This window comes from Rhodococcus sp. LW-XY12, from assembly GCF_019317345.1.
Lineage (GTDB): Bacteria > Actinomycetota > Actinomycetes > Mycobacteriales > Mycobacteriaceae > Rhodococcus > Rhodococcus pyridinivorans.
Genome location: NZ_CP079225.1, coordinates 4,868,153 through 4,888,162, shown reverse-complemented (window position 1 = coordinate 4,888,162; position 20,010 = coordinate 4,868,153). Strand labels below are relative to the sequence as shown.

Genomic DNA, 20,010 nt, shown 5'->3' with positions numbered 1-20,010 from the left:
TGCTATCACAAGCCTCTGTTGATGGATCGCGGGTGTTGCTTTGCGGCGCCGGATGCCTGGAGGCGTTCGGTGATGTTACGGACGGTCGCATTCGCGGTGCGGCCGACTCCGATCAGGGCGGCCGAGGCGAACCCGGTCCAGTCCCCTCGCCCTGCGGGGACGGACTTGCTGCGGACCGCTGGTCTCAACTCACCCTGACACGCAGGGGCCGGGCACCGCTGGCGAGCAAGCTGGCTACCCTCGTCGTCGGCATCACCAACTGAGGCCGCCACGGAGCGTCGATAGAACACCGCCATTTACGGCCGAAAGTCACATCTGAGCCCGATACGATTCTGTTCGTGGCGTTAGGCAAGTTCCCCGACCCGATGGCCGAGTCCATCGGTCAGTTTCAAGTCGTTGACTCGGGTGGCGAGTTTCACAGCCCTCGGCGGACCGGCGTACTGCGGTTTAGTGGGAACCGCGCCAGCCTTGAGGTGAGCCCCGGATTTACTCCGTCGGTGAAGTGGACTGAACAGCCAAACGGAGGCTGGGCCGGGAGCCCTAACGACTCGGAGCCGGCACGCTTCTCAGTTCTAGGTTCGCTGGCGGTGAACCCGAGTGCGGTGACCCTTTGGGGTGTGCGCACGACCCGCCGGCGCTCCTTGGGCTTCGCGATGCCTGACGAGGAGGCTCCGGGCAACCATGAGATGCGAACAGATTGGTGTCTTGTCGGCGACCACATCCCCGACGAAGCTCAGCGGTTCAGTGAGATCCAGGCGGAGGTCACGAACCTCCACGACTGGGCCGGGATTCCGACGACGAAGCACATCATTCCCGCGAAGGGGCGCGGCCCGCGCGGATTTTCTGTTGAGCTCCCCGACGCGCCGCAAGCATTCCTAATCAGCCCGTCGGGGCAGGTCCGCTTGGAACCGTCGGCGACGATCTCGCCACCGGCCTTCGACGGCTTTAAAGTCACGACGAACACCGCCGCGGTGTTCAATATTGACGGCGGTCTGGTCCTAACCGACGCCCTTTCTCAGGTCGCGACACCGATCGCGAGTTTGATGACGCTGCTGTCTGGAGCTGAAAGCTCAGTACGAAGGCTTGGGTTAGCCGAGGGGGACGTTCGCGTGAACGTGCTGGGGTATCAGGTCCATTCGGAGGCGCCAAGAAGTTCTGGTGAGCTCTTTTTGTATCGCGGCGACGTCGGTGATGAGTTCCTACCTCGCTGGTTGGACCTGGCGCCGCGGGTTTCTCCAGTCCCTCAGATCCTCGCTGCTGCGTGGAGCGGTGAGTTCGCCACCGTTGAGACCGAGGCGCTCACGCTCGCGACCGCCGCTGAAATGCTTCACCGTCGGCTTCACCCGAATGCGAAGCGCTTCGACGAGGAGCAAGTCGGGCAAGCGGTTGAAGCGCTGCGTAACTCGGAGGTTGGGGAACCGGTCAAGAAGAGCTTGGAAGACGCGTTAAGGACATGGTGGGCCGACAAGTCGTACCCCCAGCGGCTCAAAGAAATCGCTGAGCCCGTTGCCGAGGCAGTGCCGTCCGCCGTTGGGAGAATCGGCCGGTGGAAAGAGGCTGTGCGTGACCAACGTGTTTCTGGCGCCCACGGTCTGGGTGAGGAGGAATCTGGGCATACCGCAGACATCCTTGATGTCCATGCACTCAACCAGTCGCTGCGGTGGGTTCTGACGTTCAGGCTCCTTCTCGAGGCTGGCGTTGCGCCAGAGCAGCTTGCCGCTGCAGCGCAGCGCAGCGAGCGATATGAGACCGCGGTACGAAGGTGGAACGACCGGCTGCCGCGCATTTTCGGCTGATTCTTACCGGCCATGGAATCGATTCGCACACCGCAACGCGTCTGCCGTGCTCGGCGCAGCGGAAAGGCAGGGGGCGAGTTCTGGATTCACTGCAGCTCGGAACCGAGTACTTGTCATAAGGTCTGGTTACCGGTGCTCGATGTGGGTGGCAAGGCGACACGAGTTTTCGGACACTGCTGCCCTGCGGAAACGACTGGTTCTGTGAGTGTCGCGAAATCGATCGCTAGCTAGCGGACGCGCTCGGACGGGGGTTTGACTACCTTGAGCCACCGTCGTGAGGTGGGGTCGTCACGTCCCACGCTGACTTGCGGATACGAGATGAAGGTCGCTTCGTCGATGTAGGGCGGGACCGTGGCTCTTTCTGGTGACGTCCTGCCGTGTGTCAGTTGAAGCCTCCGGACGGTGTCGTGGCCTGCTCTCTTTGCCACATGACGATGGTCAGTTCGGCGTAGAGGACGGTGTGGTCGTCCTGATCGGTCAGCCGCATCTCCATCTTCACTCGCCCGCGTGTTCCGTCGAGAGTGACCTCGGCAATTTGGGCGGTTCCGGTGAGAACGTTGCCGGGTCGGACGGGCACCGGGAACCGTACCTTGTCGAATCCGAGCCCGGCGATCACTGCCCATTGGTTGAGCACTGTTTGTGTGAGCAGCCGTTGAGCGATGGCGATGGTGTGTACCCCGCTGGCGATGAGTCCGCGGAAGTGTCCCTGATCGGCCGCTTCCTCATCGATGTGAAACCACTGTGCGTCCCAGCGTGTGGCGAAATCCACCAGTTCGGCCTTGGAGACGGTGTGATCGCCCAGTTCGAGGATCTGGCCCGGGGTGAAGTCTTCGGCGTAGACGGACGGACTTGGGGGAGTGGCGTTCACAGCGACCTGGCTACGAGCAGCTTCATGATCTCGTTGGTGCCGCCGTAGATCCGCTGCACGCGGGAGGCGGTGTACATCTGGGCGATGGGGTACTCCATCATGTAGCCGTAGCCACCGAACAGCTGTAGGCACTTGTCCACCACGCGGCACTGCATGTCGGTGGCCCACAGCTTGATCATCGAGGCGCCGGCGGCGTCGAGGGTGCCGTCGATCTGGCGGCGGATGCCGTCGTCGATCAGCGCCTTGCCGGCGTAGACGTCGGCCTTGCACTCGGCTAGTACGAACTGGATGTTCTGGAAGTCCAGGAGTTTCTTGCCGAACGCATCGCGCTCTTTGACGTACCGGATGGTCTCGATCACCGCGGCCTCGGCCACTGCCACGCCGGCGACTCCGATGATGAGTCGCTCCCGCGGCAACTGGGTCATGAGTTCGGCGAAGCCGGAGCCCTCCTCGCCAAGGATGTTCTCCACCGGTACCCGCATGTCGTCAAAGAAGAGTTCGCGGGTGTCCCATCCGTGCATGCCGATCTTCTCGAGGACGGCGCCGCGGGAGAAGCCCGCGACGTTATTGTCGACCTCGGCGACTAGTAGGGAGATGCCCTTGCCGCCGGCCGCTGGATCGGTCTTGGCCACGATGACAACCAAGTCGCAGTGGGTGCCGTTGGAGATGAAGGTCTTGGCGCCGTTGACCACGTAGTGGTCGCCGTCGCGGATCGCTGTGGTCTTGACGTTCTGCAGGTCTGAGCCGGTACCAGGCTCGGTCATGGCGACGGCCACCACTTTCTCGCCGGAGGCGAGCCCGGGTAGCCAGCGGCGCTTTTGCTCCTCGGTCCCGTAGGCGTTGATGTAGTGGCTGACGATCGTGGAGTGCACGGTGAAGCCGAACGCGCTGTCGTGCGCGTACGCCAGTTCCTGGGCCACTACAGCCTCGTGGCCGAAGTCGCCTCCCCCGCCGCCGTCCTTTTCGGCGATGTCGGTGAGCAGTAGGCCTGCCGCTCCGGCTCTGTTCCAGAGTTCGCGGTCGACGTGGCCCTGCCGGGCCCAGTCCGCCTGGCGGGGGGTGACTTCTCTGGCGAAGAAGGCGCGGGCGTGGTCCCGTAGCAACTCGTGGGACTCGGTTTGCCAGGTGGGGCGGTGGTCGGGGAACAGGGTGGTGGTCATGATCTTGTCCTTGTCGGTCCGGGTCAGCGGCCGGTGAAGTTCGGCGAACGCTTGGCCACGAAGGCGGCCTGGCCCTCGTGGCTGTCGTCTGAGGCGAGTGAATAGACGAAGTTGCGCTTTTCGTGCTCGAGCCCTGCGGCTATCGACCCGGTCTGCGCGGCCAGGGCGGCGTCTTTGGCCAGGGCCACGGCCAGCGGGGAATTAGCCGAGATCCGCTGCGCCAGGGCGATCGCCTGTTCGACGACCTCGTCGTCGTCGACCACCTTTCCCACCAGGCCGAGGGTGGCGGCCTCGGTCCCGGTGACCAGGTCGCCGCTGAGCAGCAGTGCCATGGCGCGAGGTTTGCCGAGCGCCCGGATGAGTCGTTGGGTGCCGCCGCCGCCGGGGATGACGCCGAGCTTGACCTCGGGTAATCCAAGGCGGGCACCCTGGCCGACGATGCTGGTGTCGCAGGCCAGGACGAGTTCGAGCCCGCCCCCCAGGGCCAGGCCCTCGACGGCTGCGATCACCGGTTTGGGGAAGTTCTCCAGGTCGGCCCATAGAGTCCCCCCGGAGGCCCGCCGCTGCCCGATCAACGGATCGGCCCGCAGGGCGTCGAACGCGGTGATGTCTGCTCCAGCGCAGAACACGCCGCTCGCGCCGGCCAAAACTATGGCGCGCACGGAGTCATCGGTCCGCAGCTCGGCTAGGTGCCCGTTCAAGGCTGCGAACACCGCGGCGTTCAGTGCATTCCGGGCCTCGGGTCGGTTGATGCGCAGGATCGCGACGGCTCCGCGTCGTTCGCTGCGCACCACATCATCGTGTCCGCTCCGGTTGTTCATTCCTCGGCTCCCCGGTAGAGATCGGCGTGGTCGGTGCGTAGCGTCTTTTTGTCCAACTTGCCGACGCTGGTGCGCGGCAGCGCGTCGGCGAAGATGACGGTGTCGGGCAGTTGCCACTTGGCGAACTTGTCTTCCAACACGGCGTGGATGTCGTCGACGTCAAGATCGGCACCGTCTTCTTGGACGACGATCGCAACCGGGCGCTCTTGCCACTTGGGATGCTCGATCCCCACCACGGCGGCTTCGCGGACCTGTGGGTGGGCGACGATCGCGTTTTCCATGTCGATCGAGGAGATCCATTCGCCGCCGCTTTTGACCACGTCCTTGATGCGGTCGGTCAGCTTGAGGTAGCCGTCGGGGCGGATCGTGCCGGCATCGCCGCTGCGCCACCACCCATCGGCGAACGCGCCGCCTTTGTCTTCCATCTTGTGGTAGCGCTCGATGATCCACGGGCCGCGCATGAGCACCTCGCCCTGGGAGACACCGTCGTGGGGTAGTTCGGTTCCGTCCGGTCCGACGACCTTGATGTCGATCCCGTTGACCAGCAGACCCTGGGCCCGCTTGAGATCCCACTTCTCCTTCTCACTGAGCACGTCCCGCAGCGTGTGCTTCAGGCCTGCGTTGACGGTGACCAGCGGAGTGGTCTCCGTGGCGCCGTAGGCGTGGATGATGTCGGCGCCGGTGAGGTCATGGAAGCCGCGCATGAGCGTGAGCGACGGTTCGGTCGCCCCGGACAGCAGACGGGCGCGGCTGAAGTCCGGGCGCGTCTTGAGTGTGCGGATGTAGTCGAGCATCGGCTCGAAGATCGCGGGGGCACCGTTGGCTACGGTGACGGACTCGGAGATCATCGCGTCAACCAGCACAGAGGTGTCCTCGGCCGTATACCGTCCGGGCAGCACGACCTTGGCGGCCGAGTAGATGGCCGACTGCGGCAGTCCCCAGCCCTGGCCGTGGAACATCGGGGTGATGACCATGACGGTGTCGTCGTCGCCCATCTTCAACTGCGCTGCCTCGGCAAGAGTGTGGAGGTAGATTCCGCGATGGGAGTAGTACACGCCCTTGGGGCGGCCGGTGGTGCCGGTGGTGTAGCACGCGCTGTACGCCGAGGTTTCGTCGATCATCGGCCAGTCGAAGGTCGATTCCGCGGCCGTCAGCGCGTCTTCCCAGTGGACGACCCCGGGCAGCGTGGTGGAGATCTCCGAGAGTGGCTTGTCCGTCATGACCACCCAGGTCTTCACCCCGACGCCCTGCTCGACCAGCGCCTCGGCCACGGGCAGCAGGGACTCGTCGACCAGCACGATCGAGGTTTCGGCGTGGTCGGTGACATAGGCCAGGTCCACCGGGGCGAGCCGCAGGTTCATCTGCAGCATCACCGATGCGATACCGGGAATCGCCCAGTACAGCTCCATATGGCGTTTGGAGTTCCAATCCAGGATTCCCACCACCGTTCCGGGGCCGGCCCCCAGCCCGGAGAGCGCGTGGGCCGACTTGCCGACCCGCTCGAACATGTCTGCGTAGGTGTAGCGGTCCCAGCCCCCGTCGATGGTGCGAAATACGATCTCCTGCTCGGGGTAGGTCCGGGCGGAGTGCCGCAGCAGGGTGGTGGTGTTGAGCTGGTAGCTGTCACCGTGTGTCGACGGCAGACCGGTGACGATGGGGTGGGACGTCATGTTGGTGCTCCTGAAGTGGGGTTGGGACGGTGGCTGGGACGGAGGGGGCTCGTCAGAGGCGTTCGATGATGGTGGTGTTAGCGGTGCCGTGGGCTTCGCAGATGGTCTGTAGCCCGTATCGGCTGCCGGTGCGTTCGAGTTCGGTCAGCAGGTCCGTCATCATGCGGGCGCCGGTGGATCCGAGGGGGTGGCCGACAGCCACCGAGCCGCCGTTGACGTTGAGTTTGTCGTCGGGGACGCCGAACTCTTTTTGGAACATCAGCGGTACTCCCGCGAACGCTTCGTTGACCTCGAACAGGTCGATATCGTCCACCGTGAGCCCCGACCGGTCCAGGGCCTTGCGGGTGGACTCGAGGATTGCGGTGAACTGGATGATCGGATCGGCCGCGGCGACCGCGTGGACCACGAAGCGGGCGCGGGGGGTGAGCCCGTGGGCCTCGGCGAACTCGCGGTCGGCGATGAGTAGTGCGGCGGCGCCGTCGCTGAGCTGGGAGGAGTTGGCTGCGGTGGTCTTGCCGTCTTCGGCGAACACCGCCCGCAGGGACGCCATCTTCTCTGGGTCGAGCTCGGCCCGGATCCCCTCATCCGCGGTCACGGGCTCGCTGGAGTCATCGAGCGGGTCGCGGCGCAGCGGAACCAGCTGGGTCTCGAAGCGGCCGTCGCGGGTGGCAGCCAGCGCCCGCTCGTGGCTCCGGCGGCTGAAGGCGTCGAGTTCCTCCCGGCTGAGGTCGAAGCGGGTGTTCATCAGCTCACTGGACGGGCCTTGAACCAGCAGTCCGCCGTCGTAGCGGGCCAGTTCGCGGGGGGAGTATTGCGGGCCTAGCGGGGCGCCGGGTTGTAATGAGGATGGCAGCGCCACCTGTGACATCGACTCCACGCCGCATGCGATGGCGAGGTCGTAGGACCCCGCCTCCACACCGTGGGCGGCAAATGCGACAGCTTGCTGCCCCGAGCCGCACTGTCGGTCCACGGTCACGGCCGGCACCGAATCGGGCAGGCCGGAGGAGAGCACCGCATGGCGAGCGATGTTGGAGCTCTGCTGGTCGTGCGTCATCACACAGCCAGCGATCACGTCGTCGATTTTCTCCGGCGCCACATCACTGCGGCGAACCAGTTCACTGAGGGTGGCCCCCAGCAGATCGGCGGGATGCCAGGCGGCCAGCGCCCCGCCGCGCTTGCCGACCGGGGTCCGGACGGCATCGACGATCACGGCCTCGCGGGTGGCTCGGGAACTACGGGGCTGGGGGGAGTCGGTCATGACTGGGCCCTTCCTCAAGGTGGTCAGGTGGTGGGCGCCGTGGGCGCGTGAGTGGTCTGCGCTGTGGCCGGGTGGGCATCGCGAACGGCGGTGAGCGGGATGTCGTGGCGCGCGGCCAGATCCTCCCAGTGGGCCGTGGTGTGCGCGGCGAAGGCGCGGGTGTAGGCGGCGGATGTGCCGTCGCAATCGAGTACTTCTCTGGTGCGGGCCTCGAAGTGCGGTTCGAGTGCCCCCAGGGCGATGTGGCCGTCGGCGGTGGCATAGATGTTGTAGGAGGGCAGAGCCCCGCCCAGTGGTGCTCCATTGCCAAACAGGCCGTGCCGGAGGGCAGCCGCGGAGTCGTACGCGGCCGCGTCGAGAGTGATGCGTTGATGTCCGCCGGAGTCGTGCTGTCCCCGGGCCAGCAGCAGGGCCAGGGCGGCCGAGATGGCCCGCTCCCCACCGACGGTGTCGGCGACCGGGACCAGCGGCAGGTGCGGCGGCCGGATGGTGCCGTATCTCGCCTGATAGGTCAGGTCGTGGCCCGCGACCTCCTCGTCGGCGCCGTCGTAGCCCACGATCTCCACATGGCACAACCGCGGGTAGCGGTCGCTGAGATCGCCGAGGCCGAGTCGGCAGAACGCTGACGGGCGCATGGCGGTCACCAACACGTCCGCCGTATCGAGCAGCCTGGTCAGCTCCTCCAGGCCGCTACGACTTTTGAGGTCGGCCCGACGAACCTCCACTCCCTGTGTCAGTTCTGCGTACCAGGAGGGCGCGGCCACGGCCAAGGCGTCACCCACCGGCGGCTCCACTTTGATCACCGCTGCGCCGAGGTCACGAAGGCCTGCCACGGCCAGCGGACCGGGCAGGTTGGTAGCCAAAGAGACGACCTGTATGCCGGCCAGGGGTCGGAGCGATCTGGGACTCATTTCAGCGACTATACAAGTAGTCAGTAAACTTAGCCACTGTATAGCTTTAGCGATTGGCGCGTCCCCGTAGACTCGTTTGTCGACCGAAGGGAGACCGCGTGGACCGCCCCGCCCAGCACTCCGGCGACCAAGATCTCACCGCCAAAGCGCGAATCCGCAACGCCGCTCTCGAGCTTTACGCGGCCAACGGCGAGGACCGCACACCGATGCGGGCGGTCGCGGCCGCCGCCGGGGTGACTGTCGGGCTGGTGGTCCATCACTACGGGTCCAAAGACGGCCTCCGCGAGGCCGTGGAGCAGATCGTCGTGGAACGTTTCGCGTCGGCTCTTGCTTCGGCGCCGACCGAAGAGTCCGGCGAACAAATCGCTCGCGTGCGGAACGAGGCTGTCTCGGAAATGCTGGTCAGAAACCCGGAGGTGGTCAACTACCTCCGCCGGGCGCTACTCGAACCCGGTGGTCAGCGGGGGCAACTGCTGGAGCGGCTCACCGAACTCACCCACCGGGAGGTCGTTGCGATGCGCGAGACCGGCGCGGCGTCGCGAGGTCGCGCCGACTCCGTCCAGGTGGTCGACGTGATCATCAACCAGATGGGCCGGCTGTTCCTGCAGCCGCTGGTGGATGCCGTCTGGACCCACCTCGGGACCTTTACCCACACCGAGGGGCGCAGCAAGCCCGAACTCGGCGTGAGCGTGTCCGGGGGAGGAGCTGTCGATCGTTCCCACGGGTCAGCCACCTGACTCGAGTTTCACTTTCACTGAACATCTGTACAAGCATCACGCTGGCGGTTACTGTCCCTGCTGTGTCCGGGGTCACATATCCGATCCCGGAGTCATCGACACCTCAGGAGTCACCATGGCCACTCTCGGAGGCGCCCTCGCGCTCAATGCCCGCCGGCACCCGGACAAGACCGCACTGATCTTCGGCGAGAGCACCTACTCGTACGAGCAGCTCGCGGCCCGGATCAATCAGTATGCGCACGCGTTGGCGTCGCTCGGAGTCGGCAAGGGCGACAGGGTGGCACTGCTGAGCCCGAACTCCGACGCGTACATCCTGGGCCTGTACGGAGCGTTCCGACTGGGGGCCATTGCCGTGCCTCTCAACCCTCGCGTGCCGGCCCGCGAACTTCGCTACCTGCTCGAGGACTCCGGTGCGACGGTGCTGCTGTACTCCGAGGGGCTCGCGGTGGTGGTGGCCGGCCTCGACGAACTCGATCCGCTGCCGTCCGCGCCGCAAAGTCTGGTGCTGGACGAGCCCGCCGCGCAGGGCATCGCGCGGCTCGCAGACACCATGCCGACCACCGCGCCGGAAGTGGAGGTCATCGAGGACGACGACTGCATTATCCTCTACACCTCGGGCACGACCGGGCGTCCCAAGGGAGCGTTGTTCGACCATCACCGCATGCTGTGGGTGGGGAACTCGGTTTCCGCACTCGGTATGAATATCTTCGACCGGAATCTGCACGTCGCGCCGATGTACCACTGCGCGGAGCTGGTCCTGTTCGTTATGTCAGGGTTCAGCCTGGGCACCACTCACGTGGTGCTGCCAGCGTTCGAGCCCAAGGCGGTCCTGGATGCGCTGGAGAAGCACCGCATCACCGTGTTCCTGGGCGTGCCCACCATGTACCAGATGCTGCTGCAGCACCCCGAGCTCGGCACGCGCGATCTGTCCGCGTGGCGGCTGGGCTTCTTCGGCGCCGCACCAATGCCGCCGAGCGCGGCGACCAGCTTGCTCGCCACCCTGCCGCACGTGCAGTTCTTCCAGCTGTGCGGCCAAACCGAAGGCGGCCCGACCGGCATCTTCCTCACTCCGGACGAAGTACGCGCCCGCCCAGATGCCACCGGACGGGCGTCCATCACTAACGCCGAGACGCGGATCGTCGACGACGAGGGCAACGACACCGCGGTCGGCGAGCCCGGGGAGATCATTTACCGAGGCGAGACCATCATGAAGGGCTACTGGAACAAGCCCGAGGCCACCGCCGATGCGCTCCGCGACGGCTGGCTGCACAGCGGCGACGTGGCGGTCCGGGACGCCGACGGGTTTATCACGATCGTTGATCGGATGAAGGACATGATCATCACGGGCGGGCGCAACGTGTACTCGGTGGAGGTCGAACAGGCCCTCGCCGGCCACCCGGACGTGGCCGATGTGGCGGTCGTCGGGCGGCCGGACGAGATGTTCGGGGAGAGCCTCATCGCCGTCGTCACCCCGGTCGAGGGCCGCGAGGTCACCTTGGAGTCGCTCCGCGAGTACGGATCCCAGTTCATTGCGGGTTACAAGCTTCCGCGCGAGCTCATCACCCGGCCCATTCCCCGTAACCCCTCGGGGAAGATTCTCAAGCACGTGCTGCGTGATGCAATCACGGAAGGCACAGTCGCCACCAGCTAACAATCGGATAGCTCGTTAGGCTCCTCTACCAAGCCACCTGCCATTTGGCCCGCTCTGGGAGAGGTCGAGTTCGCGGGATACTCGGCATCGCCTACTTGTCATAACGAGGCATTATCGGCCGCATCGCTTTGTCGATCTTTTGACCACAGGTGATTACGACGTAGCCGTCGACTCCTCCGTCCCACCCGGTGTCGTCACCGCTTCCACGGTCATCAGACGCGTGATCTCCTCCCGGTCCGCCTGCGACGGCAGTCCCCACCCGTCTCGGTAGCCGTACAGCTCCCGCAGGGTGACGGCGCGTCGATTGCCGTCGGCGATCTCGATGTCGTCGACAGTGATGAGGCCGGGATGCGCCACACCCGTGGCCTGCGCGATCTTGAACACGTCGCGGCGGAGGGCTTCGATGTAGTCGGCGACGCGGTCGGCCTTGGTCGGGACGTCGAGTCCTCGGGTGAGCCAACGGTTCTGCGTCGCCACGCCGGTGGGGCACCGGTCGGTATGGCATTTCTGCGCCTGGATGCATCCGATCGAGAACATCGGTTCGCGGGCGACGTTGACCATGTCGCATCCGAGCGCCATCGCCACCACCGCGTTGTCGGGCAGGCCGAGTTTGCCGGCACCGATGAAGGTGACGTCGTCGGTCAAGCCGGCTTCGGCGAATGTCGCGTAGCCCCGCGCGAAGCCGCTGCGGAACGGAAGCGATACGGCGTCGGCGAACACCAATGGTGCAGCGCCGGTTCCACCTTCGCCGCCGTCGATGGTGACGAAGTCGACTCCGCGGTCGGTCTCGCTCATCTGGCGTGTGAGTTCGTCCCAGAAGGTCGTGTCGCCCACGGCGGACTTGATCCCCACGGGAAGTCCCGTTTCGGCTGCGAGCAGTTCGACCCAGTCGAGCAGGCTGTCGATGTCGTGGAACTCCGTGTGGCGCGACGGGCTCACGCAGTCCTTGCCGACGGGGATTCCACGGACCTCGGCGATCTCCGGGGTGACCTTGGCTCCGGGTAGCAATCCGCCCAGTCCGGGCTTGGCGCCTTGGCTGAGTTTGATCTCCAGGGCACGCACGGGTGCCGATTCGACGACCCGCTTCAGTCGTGCGAGGTCGAAGTGTCCGTCCTCGTCGCGGCACCCGAAATAGCCGGTGCCGATCTGGAAGATCAATTCTCCGCCGTTGCGGTGGTACGTCGTCAGGCCGCCTTCACCGGTGTTCTGCAGGCATCCGGCCGTCCCGGCACCCCGGTTGAGTGCTTCCACGGCGGCACCGGACAGCGAACCGAAGCTCATCGCCGAGATGTTGACGAACGACTCGGGACGGAAGGCACGGGTACGTCCCCGGGCAGCGCCGAGCACCTTCGCGGACGGGAGCGACACCTTGTCGCCCCCGTGAGGGGCACTCGACGGCGGCAGGTCCGAGAACGTGCGGTGCTTGATGATCGTGTACCCGTCGGTGTACTCGATGTCGTTGTCGCTGCCGAATCCGAAGGTGTTGGTGACGTTCTTCGACGAAGCGTATATCCACCGGCGCTGATCGCGGTTGAACGGCCGTTCCTCGTTGTTGTTCGTCGTGATGTACTGCCGCAGTTCGGGTCCCAGCGACTCCAGCAGATAGCGACCGTGCCCGAGAATCGGGAAGTTGCGTAGCAGCGAATGTCGCTTCTGCACAAGATCGTAGGCACCGACAGCGGCCGCCGCAGCGGCCGGGATTCCGAGCATTTTCGACCGTCCCATTTCCCGAGAGTACGTCCGGGTGGGGCTGCGCGATGCGGGTCCGGGCGTAATCGCCGACCCGTTTCGGCAGGCGGCGGACCGGGGTACTCCTCGGCAAACCGTGCGTGGGGAGAGGTGATCGAATGCGGAACCGTGACCGGCGGGCCGACTACGACGAAGGCGACCTCGAGGTCGAAGACCGGAAGAAGGCCGCAGCGGGTGTCACCGGCGTCGCCGTGGCGGTGAAGCGATCCCTCGAGCAGATGGGGCTGGTGCGTTCGGTCGAGGCACTGCTCGAGTTGAACCAGGCCGAAGGGTTCGACTGCCCGAGTTGCGCGTGGCCCGATCCCGACCCCGGTCATCGCAAGATCGCCGAGTTCTGCGAGAACGGCGCCAAGGCCGTCGCCGAGGAGGGCACCAAGCGACGTGCCGACCCGAGCTTCTTCGCCAGGTACAGCATCGCGGAACTGGCCGAGCACAGCGAGCTGTGGCTCGGCAAGCAGGGCCGCATCACGCATCCGATGGTCAAGCGGCCCGGCGCCACGCACTACACCCCGATCGAGTGGGACGAGGCCTTCACCCTCATCGGTGAACAGCTGAAGTCGCTGGACAGCCCCGATCAGGCCACCTTCTACACGTCCGGACGGGCATCGAACGAAGCGGCCTTCGTGTACCAGCTGTTCGCGCGGGCGTTCGGGACCAACAATCTGCCCGACTGCTCGAACATGTGCCACGAGTCCACGAGCATCGCGCTGCAGGAGTCGATCGGCATCGGCAAGGCCAGCGTCACGCTCGACGATGTGCACCACGCCGAGCTGATCATCCTGCAGGGGCAGAACCCCGGCACCAACCACCCGCGCATGCTCACCGCACTCGAAGAGGCCAAGCAGAACGGCGCGAAGATCCTGACGATCAACCCGCTGCGCGAAGCGGGGCTGGTCAACTTCCGGAACCCGCAGACACCGCGCGGCGTGCTCGGTCGGGGAACGGATCTGTCCGACCTGCATCTGTCGATCAAGGTGAATGGCGACCTCGCGCTGCTGCAGGCGTTCGGGTCGCTGCTCGTCGAATGGGACGCGCTCGACCACGACTTCGTGCAGAGCCGCACCCGGGGATTCGACGAATGGGTCGAACACGTCCGGGACATCGACTGGGGCGAGGTGGTCGCCGCGACCGGCCTGTCGCGTCAGCAGATCACCGAGGCCGCGCAGATGCTGCGACGCTCGAAGGCAACGGTCTTCTGCTGGGCCATGGGCCTGACTCAACACCGCAACGCGGTCGCGACCATCAAGGAGATCTGCAATCTCGCATTCGCGCAGGGCAACATCGGTAAGCGCGGCGCCGGCCTCATGCCCGTGCGCGGACACTCGAACGTCCAGGGCGACCGCACGATGGGGATCTGGGAACGCGCGCCGCAGAGTTTCCTCGACGCGGTCGAGAAGGAGTTCGGTTTCGATCCTCCTCGTGAGAACGGTTACGACACGGTCGATTCGATCAAGGCGATGCGCGACGGCAAGGTGCGGTTCTTCCTCGGCCTCGGCGGCAACTTCGTGCAGGCGGCACCCGACACCGCTGTCACCGCGGAGGCGATGGCAGGTATCGACATGACGGTGCACATCTCGACGAAACCCAATCGTTCCCATCTGGTCTGCGGCAGAACGGCATTGATCCTCCCGGCGCTCGGGCGTACCGACAAGGACGTCCAGGCCTCGGGACCGCAGTTCGTGTCGGTCGAGGACACGACGTGCGCGGTCCACGCCTCCCGAGGACCGCTGAAACCGCCCGGCGGGCACGTGCGTTCGGAGGTCGCGATCATCACGGGCATCGCCGAGGCCACGCTCGGCGACCGCTACGGGATCGACTGGAAGGCGATGCGCGACGACTACGCGAACATCCGCTCGCGCATCTCCCGCGTCGTCCCGGGTTGTGAAGGGTACGAGGTCAACGTCCGGCGTCCGGGAGGATTCATCCTGCCGCATCCGCCCCGCGACACCCGAATCTTCGAGACAGATTCGGGTAAGGCGGAATTCGCCGTCTCGCCGGTAGAAGTGGTTCAGGTCCCGCCGGGGCATCTGTTGCTGCAGACGATGCGCAGCCACGACCAGTTCAACACCACCATCTACGGCCTCAGCGACCGCTACCGCGGGATCGAGGGCGGCCGTCGCGTCGTGTTCATGCACCGGGACGACATCGCCGCACTGGGTTTCGACGACGGAGACTTCGTCGACCTGTTCACACGATGGGACGGCGACGACCGCGAACGGTGCGCCACGAGGTTCCGGATCGTCGAGTACGACCTGCCGAGGGGAAGTGCGGCCGCCTACTATCCGGAGACCAACCCTCTCGTCCCGCTCGATTCGACTGCACTGAAGAGCAACTGCCCCACCTACAAGTCGATCGTGATCTCCCTGGCTCCTGCCGGACGCGACGAGTGCCCGGACGCGCTCGGAACCGCGCCCGCGGGATCGGACTGGTCGCACAAGACGACCCCGGAGCCGAAGCACCTGTCCTGACCGTCGGTCAGGACGCCTCGAATGCTCCTTCGCGCAGCAGTGTTTCGGCCGTCACGAAGGCCGCAGCGCGTCGCCTCACGGTGGGCGGTGCCGGTGGGTTGCCGTTCCACTGGTCGAACAGCGTGCTCAGGCTCAGTGCGATGCGCTCCGGCGACTCCCAGTGACGCCACGCATCGAAATCTTTCGTGAGCAAGAGTTTCCGCGCTGTTTCGAGCGGGGTGAGTCCGGCCCGGTGATGATCCTGGGCGGCATCGCGCAGCCACAGCCAGTAGTCGCGCAGTGCTCGGATCTCCGCCGCACCACAGGTCGGCCCGTGCCCGGGTACGTACACGTCGGCGTCCCAGCCGAGCAGCCGATCGAGCGCCGACAACCAGTTGCCGAGCGGGCCGTGCCACAGGATCGGCGTCGACCCGATGAACAGCAGGTCGCCGGTGAAGACGACCCCGGCATCGGCCACGCGGACGACGAGGTCGCCGGCCGTGTGGCACGGTCCGAGTTGCTCGAGTTCGATCGTGCGACCACCGATGTCCAGTGAGGTGGCGGTCGCGAAGGTCGTGTCGGGCATCCGCGGGGTGCGGCGCGGGAATCGGGCACCGCCGCGGACCCGCGCCATGTAGGCACCGGCCGCACCGATGGGGCCGGGGACGCGCCGGATCAGGGAGCCCGTGCCGGCCAGCACGGTGAGGGCGCGCGGTGGAAGATCCTCGCGCATCCCGTCCAGTGCGGCGGCGCTGGTGGTGATCCGCGCGTCGGGCGGCAGCGTGTCGTTGCCCCACCAGTGGTCACCGTCGCTGTGGGTGTTCACCGCGTCGGTGATCGGAGCATCGGCGACCAGCGGTGCCTGCGCCTCGGCGATGCGCTGCGCCCATGCGACGTCCCATGCGGTATCGACGACCAGCGACGCCGTTCCCGGTGCGACGACCAACCCGGTGTTGGCCTCACCCCAACCGCCGGGGGTGCGCACGAACGCCCAGACCCCGTCACCGACCTGCTGCAATCCACTCATGTCGACCTCCCGGCCCGCCACCCTACCGAGGTGTCCGTTTCGTGCGCCTTCGGCTCGGGTAGCCGACGATCAACCGTCATCCACAGGAGCCGACAGACATGAGACTCAGTACCGTTCTCGCGACCGCCGCTGCCACCACGACCACCGCGATCGTCGGATCGATCGCCTCCCAGGACACGAACTCCCGGTGGTACCGCAAGTTGCGTAAGCCCGGTTTCCAGCCTCCGGTCGCGGCGTTCCCGATCGTCTGGACGGCGCTGTATGCCGATATCGCTGTCACCTCGGCCGTCGCGATCGACGAGTACACCGACGCCGACGACTATGCGGGTCGTCGCAACTACATCGCGGCTCTGGCTACGAATCTCGTTCTCAACGCGTCGTGGTCGTGGGTGTTCTTCAAGTGGCATCGGTTGATGCCTGCCACTGTGGTCGCCGCCCTACTCGCCGCCAGTACCGCGGATCTGACGCGCCGGACGGCCGAGGCGAATCCGGCTGCGGGCGCCGCGCTGGCTCCGTACTCGGCGTGGACGGCGTTCGCCACGCTGCTGACCGGACGGATCACGCAGCTCAACCGCTGATCCGCGTGAGTCAGGACGGTAGATCGCGTTCGTGACATATGCGGCGACGTCGGCGTGGGTCATGTGCCGGGCGGGGGAGAGCAACTGGCTGAAGACCACGCCCACCATGAATTCCACTGCTGTCTCCGGGGTCGGCCCGAGGTGCCCAGCCAGGGGGTGGGCCGGTGATGTGCTTCAGTGCCCCCTCGGTGACGATGTCGACCAGTGTGCTGCCCTTTCGGAGCGGATGAGCCACGGTTCGTCGGCGAATCGCAGGCGACCGAGGACAAGTTGTTCGAGAGTGTCGAGCTCGTGGTTCACGATGACGCCCAGCAGATGGCCCTTCGATGCGTACCGGCGATAGATGGTGGACCGTGGTGGTCGGCTGCACGGGCCCGCGACGATCCCGATTCCCGAGCTCGGATTCGTCCACGACTTCGCGCTGACCGATCGGCACATGGTGTTCGTGCTGGGACCCTTGCTGGTTCGGAATCCCGTCCCGGTTGCACTGGGGTTGCGCCCTTCGACGATGCGTTGTCGTACCGACCGGAACTCGGCACCACCATCGTCCTGGTGTCGCGGGACGGTGGTGACCCGGCGACCTTCGAACACGACGCGCTGTTCCACTTTCACGTCACCAACGCCCACGAGGCCGGCGATCGCACCGTCGTCGAACTCGTCGCGCACGATCCGGCCGGCGGCTGGGAAGGGTAGAACGGTCACCTGCGCAACTATCGGGGCGATGCCGGACCGGCCTTCGGCGGCACGCTCACTCGGCTGACCGTCGACCGCAGGGCCCGCCGCATCACCGCCACCGCGCTCGACGATCACGGATGCGAATTCCCTCGACTCGACCCGCGGTTCGCCACCACCGAGCATCGCTACAGCTACACCGCGTCGGCATCGGTCCCGGGAGGGGATCCCGACTCGGTCACCATGATCGATCACCGTACGGGCACGACGAACCGGTACACGGCCGAGGCCGGCACCACCGTCTGTGAACCTCTGTTCGCACCGGCAGCGACGCCGAGGGCGGCGGCTGATCGCTGACGCTCGAACACCAGCCTGCGCGCAGGGGCAGCAGGCTTCTCGTCCTGCGCGCCGACCGACCGGGCGACGGACCGGCCGCGGCGGTGATCCTGCAGCACTACGTGCCGATGACCTCCCACGGCGCGTTTCGGCCCGACAGTGGCGCTACCTCCGACCGGCGGTAGGCCGATGGGCATCTCATTTCTGACGGATCTACCGTTGCGGTTCAACCGGTTCCGGCTGGTACCTGAAGCGCCGACGTGTGGCGTAGATCAGCGCGCCCACTGCGATCACGGCCGTACCGGCGAGCACCGATGAGCCGGGCAGCGTGAACGCCAGGGTCAGGCATCCGGCCAGCCCGAGTGAAGCGATGATGCGCCCGCGTCGCCCGCCCGGAAGCGTCCAGGCGGAGGCGTTGGCGACGGCGTAGTAGACCAGCACCCCGAACGACGAGAATCCGATCGCGGCACGGACATCTGCGGTTGCGGCGACGACCGCGACGATCACTCCGACAGCGAGTTCGGCTCGATGTGGCACCGCGAACCGGGGGTGCACCGCGGCCAGCGCGTGCGGCAGATGCCGGTCCCGTGCCATCGCGAAGGTGGTGCGCGACACTCCCAGCACCAGGGCGAGCAGTGAACCCAGAGCGGCAACGACGGCCCCGGCGCGCACCACCGGCTCCAACCACTCGACCCCGGCCGCGGTCACCACACTCGACAACGGTGCAGTCGCTTCGGCCAGCGTGCGAGGGCCCAGTACCAGCAGCGCGACCGAAGCGACCGCCAGATAGACGAGCAGGGTGACGCCCAGTGCCATCGAGATCGCGCGCGGTATCGTGCGCGCCGGTTCGCGTACCTCCTCGCCGAGGGTGGCGATCCGCGCGTACCCGGCGAAGGCGAAGAACAACAACCCGCCCGCCTGCAGCACCCCGCCCACGGTGATGTCGGTGCCGAACCCGAGTCGGGCCACCTCGGTGGAGCCGGAGGTAGACCCTGCGACAACCACCGCGGCGAGTACGGCCAGCACGATCGCCACGATGATCCGGGTCGCCAGTGCCGACTTCTGGACACCGCGATAGGTCACCGCCGTGAGCAACACGACCGCGGCGACCGCAACCGCGTGCGCCTGCTCGGGCCAAATGTAGAGGCCGACGGTCAACGCCATGGCCGCGCACGAGGCGGTCTTGCCGACCACGAAACACCAGCCTGCCAGATATCCCCAGAACTCGCCGAGCCGTTCGCGTCCGTACACATATGTGCCACCGGAGACCGGGTACCGTGCCGCCAGCCGTCCCGACGAGGACGCATTGCAGTACGCCACGATTGCCGCCACCGCGAGCCCGATCAGCAGGCCCGACCCCGCAGCTCCGGCTGCGGGCGCCAGGGCCACGAAGATCCCCGCCCCGAGCATCGATCCGAGGCCGATCACGACTGCGTCGGCCGCCCCGAGGCGCCGTTGTAACCCCTCGGGCGTGCCCGTCCCTGTCGTCTCCGACATCACGGCTCCTTCGCGCGCATCCAAATTGAATCAAAATGATTTGATGTATCTGGTGCTATCATCGGGTGATGAAGTCGGTGCGTCAACCTGTCCCGGCCTTCGTGCAGTTGGCCGCCCACCCGGTGCGGTGGCAGCTGCTCGCGGCGCTGTCCGGCGGCGACTATCGGGTCCGGGAGATGGTGTCACTGGTCGGGGAGCCGCAGAACCTCGTCTCCTATCACCTCCGCCTGCTCCGCGACGGCGGGCTGGTGCGGGTTTCCCGCAGCAGCTTCGACGGCCGCGACAGCTACTACCACCTCGACCTCGACCGGTGCACCGAGATGCTGGTCGGCGTAGGTGCCGCACTGCATCCGGGGTTGGGGTGCAACCGCCCGCCTGTGACGTTCACATCCGAGACGCCCTCACCGGTGCTGTTCGTGTGCACAGGCAACAGTGCGCGCTCCGCAATCGCGGAAGCTCTGCTCCGGCAGCGCACCGGCGGGACCGTCGACACGACCAGCGCAGGCACCTGCCCGAAACGGAACATGCACCCGAACACGGTGCGGGTGCTGCGAGAAGAATTCGGGATCGACATCGCCGACCGACATCCCCGCCACCTCGACAGCCTCGCCGGCCGCCGGTTCGGCACGGTGATCACCTTGTGCGACAAGGCCCGCGAGGTATGCCCCGAATTCGACGGCGAGACTCGCCGGATCCACTGGAGTATCCCCGACCCGGCGGCGGCCGGCGGTGCCGACGAAGAGACCTATCCGGCCTTCCGTGTCATCGCGGCCGAGATCGACACCCGCATCCGATATCTGTGCGAGACCCATGCCGTCACAACATGACCAGG

The 20,010-nt window shown here is 66.3% G+C and carries 16 protein-coding genes and 1 pseudogene; 7 read left to right on the top strand and 10 right to left on the bottom strand.

Annotated features, from left to right (window positions below):
- Nucleotides 1–365: 365 nt before the first annotated feature.
- Complete coding sequence (locus tag KXC42_RS22465) at nucleotides 366–1,796, top strand: HEPN domain-containing protein (RefSeq protein ID WP_257606202.1); 1,431 nt, start codon at nucleotides 366–368, stop codon at nucleotides 1,794–1,796.
- Nucleotides 1,797–2,178: 382 nt separating this feature from the next.
- Here the strand turns inward: KXC42_RS22465 and KXC42_RS22460 are convergent, their stop codons facing one another.
- The 6 genes from KXC42_RS22460 to KXC42_RS22435 are packed head-to-tail and all read right to left on the bottom strand — an operon-like array spanning nucleotide 2,179 to nucleotide 8,484.
- Nucleotides 2,179–2,664, bottom strand: a complete 486-nt coding sequence (locus KXC42_RS22460) for a MaoC/PaaZ C-terminal domain-containing protein (protein WP_219129620.1) — start codon at nucleotides 2,662–2,664, stop codon at nucleotides 2,179–2,181.
- The gene (locus KXC42_RS22455) at nucleotides 2,661–3,824 is read right to left on the bottom strand and encodes an acyl-CoA dehydrogenase family protein (protein ID WP_219129619.1); all 1,164 of its coding nucleotides are present in this window, start codon (nucleotides 3,822–3,824) and stop codon (nucleotides 2,661–2,663) included. Before KXC42_RS22455 ends, KXC42_RS22460 begins: the two co-directional genes overlap by 4 nt.
- A 23-nt stretch (nucleotides 3,825–3,847) precedes the next feature.
- Entirely contained in the window at nucleotides 3,848–4,645 is a 798-nt protein-coding gene (locus tag KXC42_RS22450) for an enoyl-CoA hydratase/isomerase family protein (protein ID WP_008382197.1), read from the bottom strand.
- Nucleotides 4,642–6,315, bottom strand: coding sequence for a long-chain-fatty-acid--CoA ligase (locus KXC42_RS22445; protein ID WP_219129618.1), 1,674 nt, complete (start codon nucleotides 6,313–6,315; stop codon nucleotides 4,642–4,644). The genes KXC42_RS22450 and KXC42_RS22445 overlap by 4 nt, the downstream gene beginning before the upstream one ends.
- Nucleotides 6,316–6,367: 52 nt before the next feature.
- Nucleotides 6,368–7,573: a thiolase family protein gene (locus KXC42_RS22440; RefSeq protein WP_006897083.1), complete on the bottom strand. Its 1,206-nt coding sequence runs from the start codon at nucleotides 7,571–7,573 to the stop codon at nucleotides 6,368–6,370.
- 23 nt (nucleotides 7,574–7,596) lie between these two features.
- Nucleotides 7,597–8,484 (bottom strand): CoA transferase, encoded by an 888-nt coding sequence (locus KXC42_RS22435; RefSeq protein ID WP_008382193.1) that lies wholly within the window; start codon nucleotides 8,482–8,484, stop codon nucleotides 7,597–7,599.
- A gap of 98 nt (nucleotides 8,485–8,582) precedes the next feature.
- On the opposite strand from KXC42_RS22435, the gene KXC42_RS22430 reads away from it, so the two are divergent.
- Nucleotides 8,583–9,221 (top strand): TetR/AcrR family transcriptional regulator, encoded by a 639-nt coding sequence (locus tag KXC42_RS22430; RefSeq protein ID WP_067715176.1) that lies wholly within the window; start codon nucleotides 8,583–8,585, stop codon nucleotides 9,219–9,221.
- A gap of 115 nt (nucleotides 9,222–9,336) precedes the next feature.
- Nucleotides 9,337–10,872, top strand: a complete 1,536-nt coding sequence (locus KXC42_RS22425) for a long-chain fatty acid--CoA ligase (protein WP_008382189.1) — start codon at nucleotides 9,337–9,339, stop codon at nucleotides 10,870–10,872.
- Nucleotides 10,873–11,025: 153 nt separating this feature from the next.
- On the opposite strand, the gene KXC42_RS22420 is transcribed toward KXC42_RS22425, so the two are convergent.
- Nucleotides 11,026–12,597 carry an FMN-binding glutamate synthase family protein gene (locus tag KXC42_RS22420; RefSeq protein ID WP_219129617.1) on the bottom strand — a complete coding sequence of 524 codons (1,572 nt, stop codon included), beginning with the start codon at nucleotides 12,595–12,597 and terminating at the stop codon, nucleotides 11,026–11,028.
- 122 nt (nucleotides 12,598–12,719) lie between these two features.
- Here KXC42_RS22420 and KXC42_RS22415 point away from each other — a divergent pair, with 122 nt between their 5' ends.
- Nucleotides 12,720–15,089: an FdhF/YdeP family oxidoreductase gene (locus tag KXC42_RS22415; RefSeq protein WP_219129616.1), complete on the top strand. Its 2,370-nt coding sequence runs from the start codon at nucleotides 12,720–12,722 to the stop codon at nucleotides 15,087–15,089.
- Nucleotides 15,090–15,096: 7 nt separating this feature from the next.
- On the opposite strand, the gene KXC42_RS22410 is transcribed toward KXC42_RS22415, so the two are convergent.
- Entirely contained in the window at nucleotides 15,097–16,095 is a 999-nt protein-coding gene (locus KXC42_RS22410) for an MBL fold metallo-hydrolase (RefSeq protein WP_219129615.1), read from the bottom strand.
- Between the two features lie 98 nt (nucleotides 16,096–16,193).
- Here KXC42_RS22410 and KXC42_RS22405 point away from each other — a divergent pair, with 98 nt between their 5' ends.
- A complete protein-coding gene (locus KXC42_RS22405; protein ID WP_033097491.1) occupies nucleotides 16,194–16,673 on the top strand; it encodes a TspO/MBR family protein in 480 nt (159 codons plus the stop codon).
- A 315-nt stretch (nucleotides 16,674–16,988) separates the two neighbouring features.
- Nucleotides 16,989–17,618 (top strand): annotated as a pseudogene (locus tag KXC42_RS22400) (carotenoid oxygenase family protein); the annotation flags it as partial.
- Here KXC42_RS22400 and KXC42_RS27440 read toward each other — a convergent pair.
- Both KXC42_RS27440 and KXC42_RS22395 read right to left on the bottom strand, forming a co-directional pair.
- Entirely contained in the window at nucleotides 17,597–17,800 is a 204-nt protein-coding gene (locus KXC42_RS27440) for a hypothetical protein (protein ID WP_064061480.1), read from the bottom strand. The pseudogene KXC42_RS22400 and the gene KXC42_RS27440 overlap by 22 nt on opposite strands.
- Nucleotides 17,801–17,894: 94 nt before the next feature.
- Nucleotides 17,895–19,178, bottom strand: coding sequence for an APC family permease (locus KXC42_RS22395; RefSeq protein WP_219129614.1), 1,284 nt, complete (start codon nucleotides 19,176–19,178; stop codon nucleotides 17,895–17,897).
- Between the two features lie 68 nt (nucleotides 19,179–19,246).
- Between KXC42_RS22395 and KXC42_RS22390 the strand changes: the two genes are divergently transcribed.
- Nucleotides 19,247–20,005 (top strand): ArsR family transcriptional regulator, encoded by a 759-nt coding sequence (locus KXC42_RS22390; protein WP_006553113.1) that lies wholly within the window; start codon nucleotides 19,247–19,249, stop codon nucleotides 20,003–20,005.
- Nucleotides 20,006–20,010 lie beyond the last annotated feature (5 nt).